The sequence below is a fragment of the Pseudomonas sp. A0308 genome (assembly GCF_044218815.1).
In the GTDB taxonomy this organism is placed as follows: Bacteria; Pseudomonadota; Gammaproteobacteria; order Pseudomonadales; family Pseudomonadaceae; genus Aquipseudomonas; species Aquipseudomonas iridis.
Map to the genome: position 1 here is coordinate 4708565 of NZ_CP162581.1, position 17339 is coordinate 4725903.

A 17339-nucleotide genomic window follows, 5' to 3' on the forward strand; every position below is an offset into this window, starting at 1 on the left:
ATTTTAAGATCGCAATAAACTGGCTGACTGGCGCAATAATGGTATAGCAATAAGATAAAGGCTTGCTGCGACGAGCCAAACCCAACCATCCCACTGCCCCGCGGTTAAGCCATAAAGCGTCGTAAATCCGACCGGCCCGATAATCGAGGTTATATTCGTCAACCCCGTTAAAGTTCCCTGTAAAGCACCTTGTTTTTCATCGCAAACAAGACCTGAAATAATGGCCTGCAAAGCAGGCATACCAATGCCGCCTGTGGCCAGCATAAAAATTGCCGGCAGAACCATCCAGCTTTGCGTGATAAAAGCCAGCAATAAAAACCCGCACATATCAGCGCCCATTCCAAGCAGCAACACACCGCGGTCACCCAGTCGCTTTGAAAGAGTGCCGGTTAAAACAGCTTGTACGAATGTATGTGCTGCACCAAAAACGGCCAGCGACACACCTGCTGTGCCAATATCCCAATTCAAGCGCTGTTCGCCATAAATCACCCACAAAGCGGCGGGCGCCTGCCCAATCAGCTGCATAAGAAAAAACAACGCAAAAAAGCTGGCAAGTCCCTGAACTGCAAAATTGAAGCGAAAGCCTTCAAACAAATTGATTTTGGCTGGCTGTCCTTCAGGCGGTTGTGACGGCGTTTTGGGCAACAAGAAAGCCACCAAACAAAAGGCAATTGCATTGAGAAGAGCCCCTGCCACAAAGGGCGCATGCACAGATATATCACCAAGAACACCGCCAATAGCAGGCCCTGCAATCATACCTGCACCAAAACACGCCCCCATAAAACCAAACCAACGCGCACGTTCTTCCTGTTTAGTTGTATCAGCGATAATTGATGCCGCGATTGCACCAGTTGCTCCGGTAACACCTGAGATAATCCGGCCGATATAAAGCACCCATAAAACAGGCGCTGCCGCCATTATGCTATAATCAATCGTGGCACCTAAAAATGAAACCAGCAAAATAATCCGCCGTCCATAGCGGTCAGATAACCGCCCTAAAACGGGCGCGCAAAAGACCTGCATAAACGCATAAAGCGATAAAAAAACACCATAGTGAAATGCTGTTTGCTCTGCCGGTACAAATTCATTTAATAAAGCCGGAACCACCGGCATGATTAATCCCAAACCAATCGCATCAAGCGCGACAACAATGAGTGCGGTTATAAGTGATTTTGACATAGATGTGACTTTTATTTATCATTGATAAGTTGGCGATAAAAAACTTTGTACCTGGCATAAAGCTCGGTGGTGTCAGCGCGTGACCGTACCGGCTTCTTTTGATACTGCCGCCTGGGCGGCTTCTCCTGCTGATCCGGTGACGCCTCAAAGGCTCCCAGCCGCTTTTCCAGGGCAGGCTTGGACAGATCGCGGGACAGGGTGCTGGGCTTGACCATCGTGCCGTCATCGGCCCGGATCACCAACCCGTTACCCCTTGGCGTAATCTCCAGGCCGTTATCACGCATGACCTGGTGCAGCTCCGTCCAGGACTGCGCGGCTTTAATGTCGTCCAGGCATTCGCGCTTGATCCAGCCCACCAGACTTTCCACGCCGGCATGGCGCTCCATGTCGGCGGCCCTCGATGCCGCCCCGCGCTGCTGCGGCCGGTGATTGTCTGCCTCCAGGCCATAGTCCCGTTCCAGCGTCTCGCACAAGTCGGCCAGCGCCAGGTGCGGATAGTACGGTTCGTGCATCGTGTGCCTGGTCGGGTGAATCTTGTTGATGGCAATGTGGATGTGCAGGTTGTCGGTGTCGTTATGCACGGCGCTGATACGCTGATGCTCACCAAACCCTAGCCCTTGGCAAATCCGTTCCTCTATCGCCTTCAAGGTGTCGGCATCGGGATTCTCGCCGGCGCGAAAACTGACAATCAGGTGATAGGTCTTATCGCCCTTGGCCCTGGTGTTCATGTGCTGGGTGGCCAGCACTTCGGTGATGGCATCGCGCACTGAATGCGCCTCGCAATTCGTGACCTGAACATGGCCCAGCCGGTGGTCTTTGCTCTGTGCGTCGGTGATGTATTTAGCCAGGTCGGCAAAGTCTGATTTGCCCAGGGAACGCATGGCAACATGCTTGGCAATCATGATGCTGCCCTGGGTCGCACAATAGATTCCATCAATCGGCTCATTTCGTCCTGGTTGGCCTCAATCCGGGCCAGCAGGCCCAAGACAGTTTCAGCGCTGAACCGGGCCGTTCGGGCATCGTCGGTCAGCCACAATTTCAGCAGACCACCGAGGCGGCCCAGGTCGCCATTGACCCGCACCAGCTCGCGCACGTTCTCGTAATCGGTCACGCCCTGGACGGCGTAACCCTGCCCCACGGCCAGCAAAAAAGCAGACGTACTCAAGCCAGCCGCTTGTGCGTTGGCCTCAATGGCGGCCCGCTCTTCCGGCAGGCAATACACCTTGATCGGCGTGCTGCTTTTTCTCGTTACCTTCTGCTCTGTCGCCTCCATCTTTGGCGTCCTCCTGGTTCTCTTATTCCGGCGTCCGCCGATGGCCCCGCAGGGCAGGATTCCCGTTGAGCGCCGCAGGTGCGAATAAGGGGAAGTGAAGAGGAACACCATGCTTGCATGGTGGGCCTACTTCACACATCCTGCCCGCTTCACCACCACTTTAACATCACTACCATTTACCGGCTATAACCCGTTTTATCGACAAACACAAGCCGATTCCACGCATAAGGCGTGCAATCTGGCTTTAGTCGCCTTACAATCGCTTTAATAGCGATAGAATCGGCATTAAATCGCGGATAAATCGACATATAAAAGGCGGTAGAATCGGCATGACTAAACGGCTTACAGAGCGCATTGCAGCGCAAATGCAGACCCAAAAGCCCACCCGTTCAGGACAGAATCGGGCGGCTTTCCTGGCCCAGCGCGACGACATAAAAGAGGCTTTGACCGATGGCTGGCCGGTAAAAGCCATCTGGAAAACGCTGCACGATGAAGGGAAAATCAGCTTCGGATATGATGCTTTTATCAGCTATGTGAACAGTCTGATTCGGTCGCCAGGCGAGCCTGAAAAGGCCACCGCAAGACCGCCGGCATCCTCCCAACCGGCCCCCAAGAAAGCCACCCCAGCGACACCCAAACCAGTACCATCAGCCAGCCATAAGCCGGGGGAGATTCCCAGCTTCAACTTCAACCCCAGCCCGAACAAAGCGGACTTGATTTGACGCCCCAAGGGGCGGATTGGACGCCAAGAGGGAAGGCATAGCCCGCCCCTCAAGTGTCAATGAACCCCTGGAAATCGACCCCGAAAACAGCCCCCTTCATAGAGGCGGCCTATTAACATTTGAGTGGGAGTGACGGGCACTGGCTGGCAATGTCTAGCAACGGCAGGCATTTCGGCTGAGGGTAAAAGAACTTTCCGCTAAGCGATAGACTGTATGTAAACACAGTATTGCAAGGACGCGGAACATGCCTCATGTGGCGGCCAGGACGGCCAGCCGGGATCGGGATACTGGTCGTTACCAGAGCCACCGACCCGAGCAAACCCTTCTCTATCAGATCGTTGACGAGTATTACCCGGCATTCGCTGCGCTTATGGCAGAGCAGGGAAAGGAATTGCCGGGCTATGTGCAACGGGAATTTGAAGAATTTCTCCAATGCGGGCGGCTGGAGCATGGCTTTCTACGGGTTCGCTGCGAGTCTTGCCACGCCGAGCACCTGGTCGCTTTCAGCTGTAAGCGTCGCGGTTTCTGCCCGAGCTGTGGGGCGCGGCGGATGGCCGAAAGTGCCGCCTTGCTGGTTGATGAAGTACTGCCTGAACAACCCATGCGTCAGTGGGTGTTGAGCTTCCCGTTTCAGCTGCGTTTCCTGTTTGCCAGCCGGCCCGAGATCATGGGGTGGGTGCTGGGCATCGTTTACCGCGTCATTGCCACGCACCTGGTCAAGAAAGCGGGCCATACCCACCAAGTGGCCAAGACGGGCGCGGTCACCCTGATCCAGCGTTTTGGATCGGCGCTCAATCTGAATGTTCACTTCCACATGCTGTTTCTCGACGGTGTGTATGTCGAGCAATCCCACGGCTCAGCGCGTTTCCGCTGGGTCAAGGCGCCGACCAGCCCAGAGCTCACCCAGCTGACGCACACCATCGCCCACCGGGTGGGTCGCTATCTGGAACGGCAAGGCCTGCTGGAACGGGATGTCGAAAACAGCTATCTGGCCTCGGATGCGGTGGATGACGACCCGATGACACCCCTGCTGGGGCACTCGATCACTTACCGTATCGCTGTCGGTTCACAGGCGGGGCGAAAGGTGTTCACTTTGCAAACTCTGCCGACCAGTGGTGATCCGTTCGGTGACGGGATTGGCAAGGTAGCCGGGTCCAGCCTGCACGCCGGCGTGGCGGCCAGGGCCGATGAACGCAAGAAGCTCGAACGGCTGTGCCGGTACATCAGCCGCCCGGCGGTATCCGAGAAGCGGCTGTCGTTAACACGAGGCGGCAACGTGCGCTACCAGCTCAAGACGCCGTACCGGGACGGCACCACGCACGTCATTTTCGAACCATTGGATTTCATTGCAAGGCTGGCCGCCCTGGTACCGAAGCCCAGAGTCAACCTAACCCGCTTCCACGGGGTGTTCGCACCCAACAGTCGGCACCGGGCGTTGGTCACGCCGGCAAAACGGGGCAGGGGCAACAAGGTCAGGGTGGCTGATGAACCGGCAACACCAGCACAACGGCGAGCGTCGATGACATGGGCGCAACGGCTCAAGCGTGTTTTCAATATCGACATCGAGACCTGCAGCGGCTGCGGCGGCGCCATGAAAGTCATCGCCTGCATTGAAGACCCTATAGTGATCAAGCAGATCCTTGATCACCTGAAGCACAAAGCCGAAACCAGCGGGACCAGGGCGTTACCCGAAAGCCGGGCGCCACCGGCTGAGCTGCTCCTGGGTCTGTTTGACTGACGAGCCTGAAGGCCAACGATACCAATCAAAATGCTGCGTTCACAGCGCCGCGGCAGGGATCCGCCGTGCTGGTTGTCGGAAAAGGAGCCGCTAGTGGGAAAGAGGAGGGTAAATTTTCAGCGTTGCTGGCTCCCCGTCAGCCGGATTGGGTTGCATCGCAGGGGTGTCGAAAGAGTCAACTGCGGTCCAAAGCTGTTGGACTTGGGTGAAAAGGGCGTTTATTCTTCCTATACGTGCCGCGTTCCAGGCGGCGACTATGAGGGCTATGTCGATGCCCATGTGCGCCGGCTGGAGGCGCTACGCCGGGCCGGTATCGTCGAGCGGATCGACGCCGACCAATGGCGCATCCCCGATGATCTGGTCAGCCGTGCCGCCGCCCATGACGCCGGCCGAGACAGTCAGGCCAGCGTTCGCGTCCTTTCCCCGGTCGATCTGAACAAACAGATCGGATCGGACGGCGCGACCTGGCTGGACCGGCGGCTGATCCACGGCGAGACGGCCGACCTTGCGCCAACCGGCTTCGGGCAACAAGTCCGCGAAGCCATGGACCAGCGCCGCGAGCACCATATCGAACAGGGCGACGCCACCCGCAGCCGGGACAGCCGCGTCTTCTACCGGCGCAACCTTCTCGCCATCCTGCGGGAGCGCGAGGTAGCCGGCGTCGGATCGGATATGGCTTTGAGTAAGGGCCTGCCGTTCCGCGCCGCCACGGACGGCGAGAGCGTCAGCGGCAAGTTTACCGGAACCGTGCATCTATCGAGCGGCAAGTTCGCCGTGGTCGAGAAATCCCATGAGTTCACCCTTGTCCCGTGGCGGCCGATCATCGACCGCCAACTCGGCCGCGAGGTTATGGGCATCGTGCAGGGCGGGTCGGTGTCGTGGCAGTTAGGGCGGCAGAGGGGGCTGGAACGCTGAGTGCGCCCATGCCGCATTGCGAAGCAAAAGATAATCGGATAAAATGTAGCAATTCATATTCGTAAGCGTGGAGTAATCAGATGGGAAATTCCAAGTCAGCAGACAAGTAAGCCGCAACAACCAGTATTGTTGTTGCGGCGCTCTGTAAGGCTAGTCTCATCTGATTGCTGACGAGCAGACGTCGCCCGGTATTCCTTAATCGAGGGTTGATTCGTCATGACCACCACACGCCCCGCGTGGGCCTATACGCTGCCGGCAGCACTGCTGCTGATGGCTCCTTTCGACATCCTCGCTTCACTGGCGATGGATATTTATCTCCCTGTCGTTCCAGCGATGCCCGGCATCCTGAACACGACGCCCGCTATGATCCAACTCACGTTGAGCCTCTATATGGTGATGCTCGGCGTGGGCCAGGTGATTTTTGGTCCGCTCTCAGACAGAATCGGGCGACGGCCAATTCTACTTGCGGGCGCAACGGCTTTCGTCATTGCGTCTCTGGGAGCAGCTTGGTCTTCAACTGCACCGGCCTTTGTCGCTTTCCGTCTACTTCAAGCAGTGGGCGCGTCGGCCATGCTGGTGGCGACGTTCGCGACGGTTCGCGACGTTTATGCCAACCGTCCTGAGGGTGTCGTCATCTACGGCCTTTTCAGTTCGATGCTGGCGTTCGTGCCTGCGCTCGGCCCTATCGCCGGAGCATTGATCGGCGAGTTCTTGGGATGGCAGGCGATATTCATTACTTTGGCTATACTGGCGATGCTCGCACTCCTAAATGCGGGTTTCAGGTGGCACGAAACCCGCCCTCTGGATCAAGTCAAGACGCGCCGATCTGTCTTGCCGATCTTCGCGAGTCCGGCTTTTTGGGTTTACACTGTCGGCTTTAGCGCCGGTATGGGCACCTTCTTCGTCTTCTTCTCGACGGCTCCCCGTGTGCTCATAGGCCAAGCGGAATATTCCGAGATCGGATTCAGCTTTGCCTTCGCCACTGTCGGGCTTGTAATGATCGTGACAACCCGTTTCGCGAAGTCCTTTGTCGCCAGATGGGGCATCGCAGGATGCGTGGCGCGTGGGATGGCGTTGCTTGTTTGCGGAGCGGTCCTGTTGGGGATCGGCGAACTTTACGGCTCGCCGTCATTCCTCACCTTCATCCTACCGATGTGGGTTGTCGCGGTCGGTATTGTCTTCACGGTGTCCGTTACCGCGAACGGCGCTTTGGCAGAGTTCGACGACATCGCGGGATCAGCGGTCGCGTTCTACTTCTGCGTTCAAAGCCTGATAGTCAGCATTGTCGGGACATTGGCGGTGGCACTTTTAAACGGTGACACAGCGTGGCCCGTGATCTGTTACGCCACGGCGATGGCGGTACTGGTTTCGTTGGGGCTGGTGCTCCTTCGGCTCCGTGGGGCTGCCACCGAGAAGTCGCCAGTCGTCTAACCGACGACTGGTAGCAGGCCCGCTCCGATGCGGCGCACTAACCATCGAAACCTCGTGAATGTCGGTATCCTGTCTGGCAGGATACCGCTCATTTCCCTTGTTCAGTTCATCGCCGTCGCCGAGCATCTGAATTTTCGGCATGCGGCCAAGGCACTTGGTATCAGCCAGTCGAGCGTCAGCGCGCGTGTGAAAGCGCTGGAGGATAACCTTGGTGTCCTGCTATTTGAGCGCCATGCGCGGGGCGTTCGGCTAACAGACGCAGGCAGGCACTTCATGGAGCGTGTCACGGCGGGTGTCGATCAACTCGATCACGCAGTGAAGACCGCGGAGTGACGGGCACTGGCTGGCAATGTCTAGCAACGGCAGGCATTTCGGCTGAGGGTAAAAGAACTTTCCGCTAAGCGATAGACTGTATGTAAACACAGTATTGCAAGGACGCGGAACATGCCTCATGTGGCGGCCAGGACGGCCAGCCGGGATCGGGATACTGGTCGTTACCAGAGCCACCGACCCGAGCAAACCCTTCTCTATCAGATCGTTGACGAGTATTACCCGGCATTCGCTGCGCTTATGGCAGAGCAGGGAAAGGAATTGCCGGGCTATGTGCAACGGGAATTTGAAGAATTTCTCCAATGCGGGCGGCTGGAGCATGGCTTTCTACGGGTTCGCTGCGAGTCTTGCCACGCCGAGCACCTGGTCGCTTTCAGCTGTAAGCGTCGCGGTTTCTGCCCGAGCTGTGGGGCGCGGCGGATGGCCGAAAGTGCCGCCTTGCTGGTTGATGAAGTACTGCCTGAACAACCCATGCGTCAGTGGGTGTTGAGCTTCCCGTTTCAGCTGCGTTTCCTGTTTGCCAGCCGGCCCGAGATCATGGGGTGGGTGCTGGGCATCGTTTACCGCGTCATTGCCACGCACCTGGTCAAGAAAGCGGGCCATACCCACCAAGTGGCCAAGACGGGCGCGGTCACCCTGATCCAGCGTTTTGGATCGGCGCTCAATCTGAATGTTCACTTCCACATGCTGTTTCTCGACGGTGTGTATGTCGAGCAATCCCACGGCTCAGCGCGTTTCCGCTGGGTCAAGGCGCCGACCAGCCCAGAGCTCACCCAGCTGACGCACACCATCGCCCACCGGGTGGGTCGCTATCTGGAACGGCAAGGCCTGCTGGAACGGGATGTCGAAAACAGCTATCTGGCCTCGGATGCGGTGGATGACGACCCGATGACACCCCTGCTGGGGCACTCGATCACTTACCGTATCGCTGTCGGTTCACAGGCGGGGCGAAAGGTGTTCACTTTGCAAACTCTGCCGACCAGTGGTGATCCGTTCGGTGACGGGATTGGCAAGGTAGCCGGGTCCAGCCTGCACGCCGGCGTGGCGGCCAGGGCCGATGAACGCAAGAAGCTCGAACGGCTGTGCCGGTACATCAGCCGCCCGGCGGTATCCGAGAAGCGGCTGTCGTTAACACGAGGCGGCAACGTGCGCTACCAGCTCAAGACGCCGTACCGGGACGGCACCACGCACGTCATTTTCGAACCATTGGATTTCATTGCAAGGCTGGCCGCCCTGGTACCGAAGCCCAGAGTCAACCTAACCCGCTTCCACGGGGTGTTCGCACCCAACAGTCGGCACCGGGCGTTGGTCACGCCGGCAAAACGGGGCAGGGGCAACAAGGTCAGGGTGGCTGATGAACCGGCAACACCAGCACAACGGCGAGCGTCGATGACATGGGCGCAACGGCTCAAGCGTGTTTTCAATATCGACATCGAGACCTGCAGCGGCTGCGGCGGCGCCATGAAAGTCATCGCCTGCATTGAAGACCCTATAGTGATCAAGCAGATCCTTGATCACCTGAAGCACAAAGCCGAAACCAGCGGGACCAGGGCGTTACCCGAAAGCCGGGCGCCACCGGCTGAGCTGCTCCTGGGTCTGTTTGACTGACGAGCCTGAAGGCCAACGATACCAATCAAAATGCTGCGTTCACAGCGCCGCGGCAGGGATCCGCCGTGCTGGTTGTCGGAAAAGGAGCCGCTAGTGGGAAAGAGGAGGGTAAATTTTCAGCGTTGCTGGCTCCCCGTCAGCCGGATTGGGTTGCATCGCAGGGGTGTCGAAAGAGTCAACTGCGGTCCAAAGCTGTTGGACTTGGGTGAAAAGGGCGTTTATTCTTCCTATACGTTGTCGGCAGCGGGCCAAAAAGGAATACGTCCATGCCCATCGAGGTGAAACCGGCTGTGAGCGCGGGTTCAAGCATATAGCCCGACAGGCGCGTATCCTTGCCGATCACGACACGATGGCGGTGGTCACCGCGACGAAAGACACGGCCAGCCGCCATGCCGACGCGCAAGGCGGTTTCCGCCGTCATCGCGCCTTCGTTGGCTTTGCCACGAATACCGTCTGTGCCGAAATATTTGCGCACCATAAGGTCGATTATCCTGTCGTCGGGTCGCCCTCAAAGGGGACATGCCTGCTGAACCGCGAATATAGAGAAATATCCCGAATGTGCAGTTAACGAATTCTTGCGGTTTCTTTCAGCGCCGCCAATACCGCCAGCCCGTCGCGCAAGGGGCGCGGCTCGTGTGTGCGGATGAAGTCAGCTCCACCTGCGGCGGCGGCAAGCTCTGCAGCGAGTGTCGCGGCCCCGACATCCCCCGGACCACGGCCTGTGAGCGCGCGCAGAAAGGATTTGCGCGAAACAGACAGAAGCACCGGCAAATCGAAGCGCAGCCGCAATTCATCGAACCGCGCCAGCACCGAGAGCGAGGTTTCGGGAGCAGCCCCCAGAAAAAACCCCATGCCGGGATCAAGGACAAGGCGGTTGCGTTTGATACCGGCACCCGTCAGCGCCGCGATGCGCGCGTCAAAGAACGCCGCAATGTGATCCATGATGTCGCCAGCGGGTGCCTCGCGCCGATCTGCCTGCCCGTCTTGCACCGAATGCATAACGACGAGTTTGGCAGATGATTTCGCCAATTGCGGATAGAACGCAGCGTCTGGAAAACCGCGAATATCATTGAGATAGGCCACACCACGCGACAAGGCATAGGCTTGCGTCGCGGGTTGATAACTGTCGAGCGAGACGGGAATGCCATCTGCCTTGAGCGCGTCCAGCACCGGCGCGATACGCGCGATTTCTGTGTCGGACGAAACAGGCGCGGCGTCGGGATTGCTGGATGCCGGACCGAGGTCGATCACATCTGCCCCCTCGGCCATCAGCTTACGCGCCTGCGCAATGGCTGCGTCTGGCGCCAGATACCGGCCTCCATCGGAGAAACTGTCCGAGGTTATGTTGACGATGCCGAAAATGATGAGCGATTTATTCATGGGGGCTTCTATAATAATAATAATCGAGCATGAGTATCATACGGATGCTCGGGTCGAAAGGGAATCCCCAGGCGAGTAACCTGTTTGCGGTGATCCATTAGCTGCAGGAGCAGAAGAGCATACATCTGGAAGCAAAGCCAGGAAAGCGGCCTATGGAGCTGTGCGGCAGCGCTCAGTAGGCAATTTTTCAAAATATTGTTAAGCCTTTTCTGAGCATGGTATTTTTCATGGTATTACCAATTAGCAGGAAAATAAGCCATTGAATATAAAAGATAAAAATGTCTTGTTTACAATAGAGTGGGAATGATCCTCTTGCACTTGAATGCCTGCATCAAGTGACTGAAAACCCCTGGCCTCGGCCGGGGGTTTTTCGTTTCAGGTGCGCGAAAACGTTCAGAGGGGCAGGCGGCTTTGCAGTTTTAGCCCTATTTCCGTCAGGCGCTGGGAGAGTGCGGCGATATCAGGAAACAATACGCCACTGATCCGCGGCATGGCCTGGACCCAGACATACACTTGGCCGTCCACCGTCTGATTGACCGGGGTTCGGACAAGGTTGCCCGAGCTATTGCGGCGTATGAGGGTGTAATTGTTCTGGGTTTTTTCCAGCAGGTACATGCCATTGCGGTGTAGCAGCCGATCCAGCGTTTCCTCGGTCCAGGTCACGGGGGGCGCTTCGATTTGCAGGCGCAGGTCGGCGTAGAGATAGTCGAACGAGTCGCGTGTGCTTGCGCCATTGTCGAAGGGGCCGCGAGCGACTTTGATGCCGGGGTCGATGTCCACGCCAACCTCCTCTGACGGCAAGGCCTCTTCTATCCGCAACCCGATGCCGCCCCGCAGTTCGCTGATGCCGGGCAGGTTCCTGAAGTTATTGGTGTTCTGGGCATCGATCAGTGCGATCCATTTGCCCGGACCGTTAAGCACATCATCCCCCCACATGATTTGCGACATCAGGCTGGTGTGCATCATTTGCTCTTCAATCGAGGTGAGGGACACGTTCATTTTGTAGCTGGCCGCGCAATCGATCCCTTGCACCCGGATGCCATTGACCTGGGCCGTCCTGACCAGCTCGAGCATGTTGAACCTCTCGTTCGGATCGGTCCCGAGGCTGGTCAGGTAAAGGCGTAAATCTTCGGACATCTGCCCGCTGGTGTAGAAGTTGTTCAGATCAACCTGAGCGAAATCATTGAGCAGGCCACGTACATAGAGCGTCTTGGCATGTCGGGCAAGCGCGGGCATGTTTTCGATCATGAAGCGCATGCTGGTGATGCGATCGAGGGTTTCGCCAACGGCCAGGCCTTCGGCGTGTTCAAAAATGCCATCAATCAGTTCGCCGGTTGGCATGGCGCGGGTGATTGCAGGCTGTTTCGGCCGTACCGGCAGGTTGTTCCAGTCCAGCTCGGCGTAAAACTCCTTGGCCTCACTCAGAAGCTGTGTGCGTCGGTGGCTGAAATGGGTGGCATACACGTGGTCGACCGTTCCATTGCCGGCGGCGCCGGCAGCTGCATCGGCTGAATCTTCGGGCAGGTTCATTGCCCATTTTCTCAGGTTGAGCATGTCCGAACCGTACACGTCGTAGAGCGTACGCACGCGGCGCAGCGGGCGGGAAATCGTTGCGGGTGGCAGGACCAACGATTCGTCTGGCGTTGGTTCCAGTGAGGGGATCGACGAGCTCTTGCCGGGGCCACAGGTGCCCAGGCATTGCCCGCCGCCTTTGAGACGCAGCGCCGGCATGCGCTCCCAGGTGCCGTCGGCACTCAAGCGAACCGGCAGGGAATAGGCGAACTGGCTGGGCCGCTCCGGGTCGACGATTGCCCAGTTGCCACTGTCCTCGGAGGCGGTGAAGTAACGCACGTAGTACGGTTTGCCATCGAGGCTGATGGCATACGCCGGCTCCGAGTCGAGGCGGTAAATGCCCTGGAACTTCCCCGGTTCGGTTTCGGCGTGAAGGTGTTCAAGCACGGCATCACACTGATACCGGACAGGGATTTTCAGCGCCGAAGACGATGGCGGTTCAGCGGGGGCGAGCACCTCGGGAGTGGGCGAAGGGGTTGTGGCCTCATCCGACAGTCCGGTTGCCGTCTCACCCGCCTCGGCTTCGGATACGGCCTGCGGCGCATCGAGCGCTGGCAGAAACGGCTCGTTCGCCGCGGTGAACTCGATCAACCCGGCCATTTCCTCGGCCTCGGCAAATTCAACCTGCGGGCCCACCTCCAGCAGCGCGCCGGAGCCGCTGAGGAACGGAACGTTGAGCAGCGCCTCGATACCGTCGAGCACCGCGCCTAGGGTGCCGACCCTGCGCTCGGCGGGAGTCCTGCCGTTGACTGCCAGGTCGATGTTCAGGCTCATGTTGGCGATACCGGCGCCAATCACCGGTAGTGCCAACGGCCAACCCACGGCGGCCATTGGGCCGAAGACTTTCAGACCGGCGCTCAAATAACCCATCCACAGTTTTTTGCGCAGATCGCTGTTGGAGGTCAGCGCCAGACGGGCCTCGGCAAACATGGCGTTGCGTGTCGAATCGGTTAGCCAGGTGAACGGGTCAGCGTTGATGGCGACGCTGCTGCCATTGACCAGCCGATGATCGCTGCGACCCCAAGTGCTCACCAGACGGTTCATCAGATCGGTCAGATTTTCGTTCATCGCGTTGCGATCGGCCAGCGGGAACCGGTTTAGGAAGGCCTTGCGTTTGCCCTCGGTGTTCATCTGTTCGAGCACCCACCAGTGCAGATCCGCGTCGTCCTCCATGACCCGCAAAGCTCGGACTTCGCCGGGCAGATAGAGGATCTGCCGGCCACTGTCCTGCACCAGGCGCAGCGCATTGATGGCGACGTGTCCGTCAATTTCCAATGCACGTACTTCGCCGCTGGCCGCTTGGCTTGCCTGCAGCATTTGCAGGGTGACGGGCCAGGTGATGGGGCCAGTCACCGCGTCGATCACGCGCTGGAAATCTGTCCCGTCAAGGTGGCCGTGCTTGAGTGCCTGAACTGCGAGGGCGAGAAAATTGCACTTGGCCAACGTGCGGAAGTCGTCCGCCGAGGCCTGCCAGAACGTCGTCAGCTCCCCGGTGTAGCGCGTGCTGAAATCGATGCTCCAGAATTCATTCAACACATCACTGCCCAGCAATCGCACTTCATTGCTCTGATCAAAGCTTTCGGCCTCCGGCCCCTCGGAGTAGAAACCGCAGTAGAGCGCCAGCAGGTCTGCGTTGTCCTGATCGGTGGCGCGAAAACGCTGGATCACCAGTTGCGTGAGGGTCAACGACTCGTACGGTTTCTCCTGCGGGTGTTCCCAGCCGGTGAAAGTCAGGGCGCTGCTCTGCGCGGTCCTGAATCGATGGAAGTAAATCCGGTCCGGATTGGCGCCCGACAGACCTTTATCGGCCAGTAACTGCGTGGCGACGGCTCGGGCTGCGTCCTCAAGGCCTGGACATACCAGCACGAGGGTTGTGGCGATTGCCTTGAGACTGGCCTTGTCTGCCGCGTTGGGCAGCTGGCGGCGTTCGGGTGCGTTCATGCACTTCTCCATCCATGGGGAAAACGAAGATCGAGCATGAACGATTGGTTGCGGGCGCAGGCACTAACTATGTATCGCCCATGGAGGCTGGCGTGGAAATAGCAAAACCCCTGGCTCGCGTCAGGGGTTTTGTCTGTCTGGAGCAGGTGTCAGTCGGGCAGGCGACTTTGCAGCGACAGGCCCATTGCGCTCAGGCGTTGGGACAGTTCCTTGATGTTGGCGAAGCGGATGTCGTTGACCTTTGGCCAGCCAGGGCGGTGCAGGGAAACGCCGCCATCAGGCAGTTGCGTCACGGGTGTGCGCATCAGCATGCCTCGCTTGCTGCGGTGCAGCACGGTCCAGCTGTCGTCGTTCTTGATGAACATGAACATGCCGCGTCGATGCAGCAGGTTGTCCAGCGTGTCCTCATTCCAGTTCACCGGTTCTGCCGGCATTCTCAGGCGCAGGTCAGTGCGAATCACGTCATGATTGACCGACGCTCCGGCTTCAGCGGAAAACGCCTCGCGACGCACTTCCAGGCCCGGATCGACATCGACCACTGTGGGTTGGCCCATTGCCGCTTCTTCGATGCGCAAACCGATGCCGCCCTTGATTTCGGCGAGACCGTCCAGGCCTCTGAAGGTGTTGGTGTTCTGCGCGCCGGTCAGCACCATCCATTTTCGCGGACTGTTGATGTAGGTGTCGCCGGTCATGATGTCACTGGCCAGATACGTGCCGATCATTTGCTCGTCGTAGGGCGCGGCCGGCGAACTCATCTTGTAGCTCGCCGCGCAATCGATGCCCTGTACCCGCACGCCGTTTTCCCTGGCGACCCTGACCAGTTCCAGTGCATTGAAGCGTCCCGCCGGGTCGGTGCCCAGACTGGTCAGATAGGTGCGCAGGTCCGCCGACATGGCGCCGCTGGTGAAGTAGCGGTTCAGGTCCACCTGTGCGAAGTCACTGAGCACACCGCGCATATAAAGGGTTTTGGCATGGCGGGCGAGCGCCGGCATGTTTTCGATCATGAAGCGCATGCTGGTGATGCGGTCCAGGGTCTCGCCCACGACCAGCCCGGGCGCCGACTCAAAGATACGGTCGAGCAGTTCGGCTATGGATGTCTGCTCATCAAAGGCAATGGGTGGACGCGGCGGCGACGTGATCCACGGCAGATCGTTGAAGAATTTTCTCGCGGCGACTTGCAGCGACTGCCGCTTGGCCAGCGCATGGCGCTCGAAGGGGTCCTCCATGCCGAAAGTGCCGTCGGCGGTGGGCGTCAGTTCGACATGGGTTTCGTTGAGGTTCAGCGCCCAGGCCTTGATCGAGCGGCGCACCGTCGGATCGATATCGTAAGCCGAGGGCACGATGCGCACCGCGCGCGGTATCGGCGACTGTGGTTCTGTCGGCGGTAGCGTTTCGGCCTCGGTGGATTCAGTCGACTCAAGGGTGTTGAGTTCGATAGGCGGCGTGCACTGTTTGCCCGCGCACTGGCCACCGCCCCGAAGACCCAGCGCCTGCATCCGCTCCCACTCGCCTTGGGGGTTCAGGCGCACCGGCAACGAATGCACGAACTGGTTGGGACGATCCGGATCGACAATCGCCCAATAGCCGCCCTCGCTGGCATCGCCGAAAAAGCGCACGTAGTACGGCTTGTTGTTGAGCAGGATGGCGAACGGTGGATCACGATCAAGGCGAAAGATCCCTTGAAACTGTCCGGGCTCACTTTGCGCAGTCAGCCCTTCGAGCAGTTCGTTGCACACGTATCTCTGCGCAATCGGCGGCGGGGTCGCACGGCCAACCGGGCCCGGCCACGTTAACTCGGCGACCGGATTTAGCGTTTCGGCGTCCTCGGCCGCTTCGCTAGGCGCTTCAGGCGCAAGCGGATCCGCCGGCGTCTGGGCCGCAGTTGCTTCGCTGAACTCGGCCATCTGTTCGGCTTCTGCTGCGTCCACCTCAACGCCGACCTCCAGCGTTGAGCCTGAGCCTTTGAGAAACGCGACGTTGAATAGCGCGTCAATGCCACTGAGCACCGCACCGAGCACCCCGGCCTTGCGTTCACTGGCGCTTTTGCCATTGACCGCCTGATCGATATTCAGGCCCATGCTGGCAAGGCTGGCGCCAATCACCGGCAGGGCAATCGGCCAGCCGACCGCAGCCATGGGGCCGAATACCTTGAGGCCCGCGCTCAGGTAGCCGATCCAGAGTTTCTTGCTCAGTTCGCTGTTGGAGGTCAGGGACAGGCTGGCCTCGGCGAACATCGCGGCGCGGGTCGCTTCACCGAGCCAGCGCATCGCATCACCGCTGATCGCGCGATTGTGCTGGTTGATCAGGTGATGGTCGGCGCGGCCCCAGGTGCCGACCAGCTGGTTCATCAACTCGGTGAGCCCCTCGGTGATCTGCTGCCGATCCGCCAGTGCAAAGTGGCTCAGCAGCGCCTGTCGCCGGGTTGCCTCGTTCATCTGTTCGAGCACCCACCAGTGCATGTCCGCCGGGGTCTGCATGACCACAAAAGCCTGCGCTGCGCCCGGCAGATACAGGATCTGCCGGCCGTCGGCAGCCACGATGCGCAGCAGATTGATGGCGACATGCCCGGCGATATCGAACGCGCGCACATCACTGGTCGTCGTGTGGCTCGATTGCAACATGGCCAGTGTCACCGGCCAGGTAACGGGGCCGATGACCGCATCGACGATCCATTGGAAATCGCTGCCGCTCAGTTGCTCGAGTTCAAGTGCCTGCACCGCCTGACTGAGAAAGTTGCACTTGGCCAACGTACGGAAATCTTGCGCGTGGGCGCTCCAGAAGCTGTTCAGCTTTTGCTGGTAGCGCGAGCTCAGATCAATGGCCCAGAAGTCGTTGAGCACTTCGTTGCCATGCAGGCGCACTTCATTGGTGTGGTCGAACGTCTCGGCCTGCGGCCCGTCCGTGTAGAAGCCGCCGTAGAGGTCCAGCAAGTCGGTATTGTCCTGATCGGTGGCGCGAAAGCGATGCACCACCAATTGGGTGAGGGTCAGCGATTCGTAGGGCTTTTCGCCGGTGTGCTCCCAGCCGGTAAACGACTGCGTGCTGCTTTGCGCCAGGTTGAAACGATGGAAATAAACCTGATCCGGGTCGATCTCGGTAAGGCCCTTGCGCACCAGCAACTCGCTGGCGACTTGATGGGCCTCGTCGTACAGGCTGGGGCAAAGCTGCACGACGGTGGTGGCGATGGCCTTGAGTGACGCTTTGTCTGCCGCATTCGGCAGACGGCGCTGTGGGGACGATTTCATGTGCT

General features: G+C 58.9%; 12 protein-coding genes and 1 pseudogene. 6 read left to right on the forward strand and 7 right to left on the reverse strand.

Annotated features, from left to right (window positions below):
* Positions 1-3: 3 nt before the first annotated feature.
* The 3 genes and pseudogenes from tet(Y) to traJ all read right to left on the reverse strand — a co-directional run bounded on the left by tet(Y) (position 4) and on the right by traJ (position 2452).
* Positions 4-1179 (reverse strand): tetracycline efflux MFS transporter Tet(Y), encoded by a 1176-nt coding sequence (gene tet(Y) / locus AB4P92_RS21945; RefSeq protein ID WP_011931119.1) that lies wholly within the window; start codon positions 1177-1179, stop codon positions 4-6.
* A gap of 26 nt (positions 1180-1205) precedes the next feature.
* Positions 1206-2081: pseudogene (gene traI / locus AB4P92_RS21950) on the reverse strand (TraI/MobA(P) family conjugative relaxase); the annotation flags it as partial.
* Positions 2078-2452, reverse strand: coding sequence for a conjugal transfer transcriptional regulator TraJ (gene traJ, locus AB4P92_RS21955; protein WP_033472343.1), 375 nt, complete (start codon positions 2450-2452; stop codon positions 2078-2080). The gene traJ and the pseudogene traI, both read right to left, overlap by 4 nt.
* 329 nt (positions 2453-2781) lie before the next feature.
* Here traJ and AB4P92_RS21960 point away from each other — a divergent pair, with 329 nt between their 5' ends.
* The 6 genes from AB4P92_RS21960 (at position 2782) to AB4P92_RS21985 (ending at position 9196) form a co-directional block, all read left to right on the forward strand.
* A complete protein-coding gene (locus tag AB4P92_RS21960; protein WP_052928019.1) occupies positions 2782-3174 on the forward strand; it encodes a TraK family protein in 393 nt (130 codons plus the stop codon).
* Positions 3175-3418: 244 nt separating this feature from the next.
* Positions 3419-4912: an IS91-like element ISVsa3 family transposase gene (locus AB4P92_RS21965; protein WP_001120888.1), complete on the forward strand. Its 1494-nt coding sequence runs from the start codon at positions 3419-3421 to the stop codon at positions 4910-4912.
* Between the two features lie 30 nt (positions 4913-4942).
* Positions 4943-5827 (forward strand): DUF3363 domain-containing protein, encoded by an 885-nt coding sequence (locus AB4P92_RS21970; RefSeq protein ID WP_001447541.1) that lies wholly within the window; start codon positions 4943-4945, stop codon positions 5825-5827.
* 216 nt (positions 5828-6043) lie between these two features.
* Positions 6044-7258 carry a chloramphenicol/florfenicol efflux MFS transporter FloR gene (gene floR / locus AB4P92_RS21975; protein WP_066679304.1) on the forward strand — a complete coding sequence of 405 codons (1215 nt, stop codon included), beginning with the start codon at positions 6044-6046 and terminating at the stop codon, positions 7256-7258.
* A 27-nt stretch (positions 7259-7285) separates the two neighbouring features.
* Positions 7286-7591: a LysR family transcriptional regulator gene (locus tag AB4P92_RS21980; RefSeq protein ID WP_001255015.1), complete on the forward strand. Its 306-nt coding sequence runs from the start codon at positions 7286-7288 to the stop codon at positions 7589-7591.
* Between the two features lie 111 nt (positions 7592-7702).
* Positions 7703-9196 carry an IS91-like element ISVsa3 family transposase gene (locus AB4P92_RS21985; RefSeq protein ID WP_001120888.1) on the forward strand — a complete coding sequence of 498 codons (1494 nt, stop codon included), beginning with the start codon at positions 7703-7705 and terminating at the stop codon, positions 9194-9196.
* Positions 9197-9371: 175 nt separating this feature from the next.
* Here the strand turns inward: AB4P92_RS21985 and AB4P92_RS21990 are convergent, their stop codons facing one another.
* From AB4P92_RS21990 to AB4P92_RS22005, 4 genes are all read right to left on the reverse strand, one after another.
* Positions 9372-9674: a phosphoglucosamine mutase gene (locus AB4P92_RS21990; protein ID WP_000251875.1), complete on the reverse strand. Its 303-nt coding sequence runs from the start codon at positions 9672-9674 to the stop codon at positions 9372-9374.
* An 86-nt stretch (positions 9675-9760) separates the two neighbouring features.
* Entirely contained in the window at positions 9761-10576 is an 816-nt protein-coding gene (gene sul2 / locus AB4P92_RS21995) for a sulfonamide-resistant dihydropteroate synthase Sul2 (protein ID WP_001043260.1), read from the reverse strand.
* Positions 10577-10969: 393 nt separating this feature from the next.
* Entirely contained in the window at positions 10970-14089 is a 3120-nt protein-coding gene (locus tag AB4P92_RS22000) for a dermonecrotic toxin domain-containing protein (RefSeq protein WP_395598147.1), read from the reverse strand.
* 149 nt (positions 14090-14238) lie between these two features.
* On the reverse strand, positions 14239-17334 hold the full coding sequence (locus AB4P92_RS22005; protein ID WP_395598148.1) for a membrane-targeted effector domain-containing toxin: 3096 nt from the start codon (positions 17332-17334) through the stop codon (positions 14239-14241).
* Between the last annotated feature and the right edge of the window lie 5 nt (positions 17335-17339).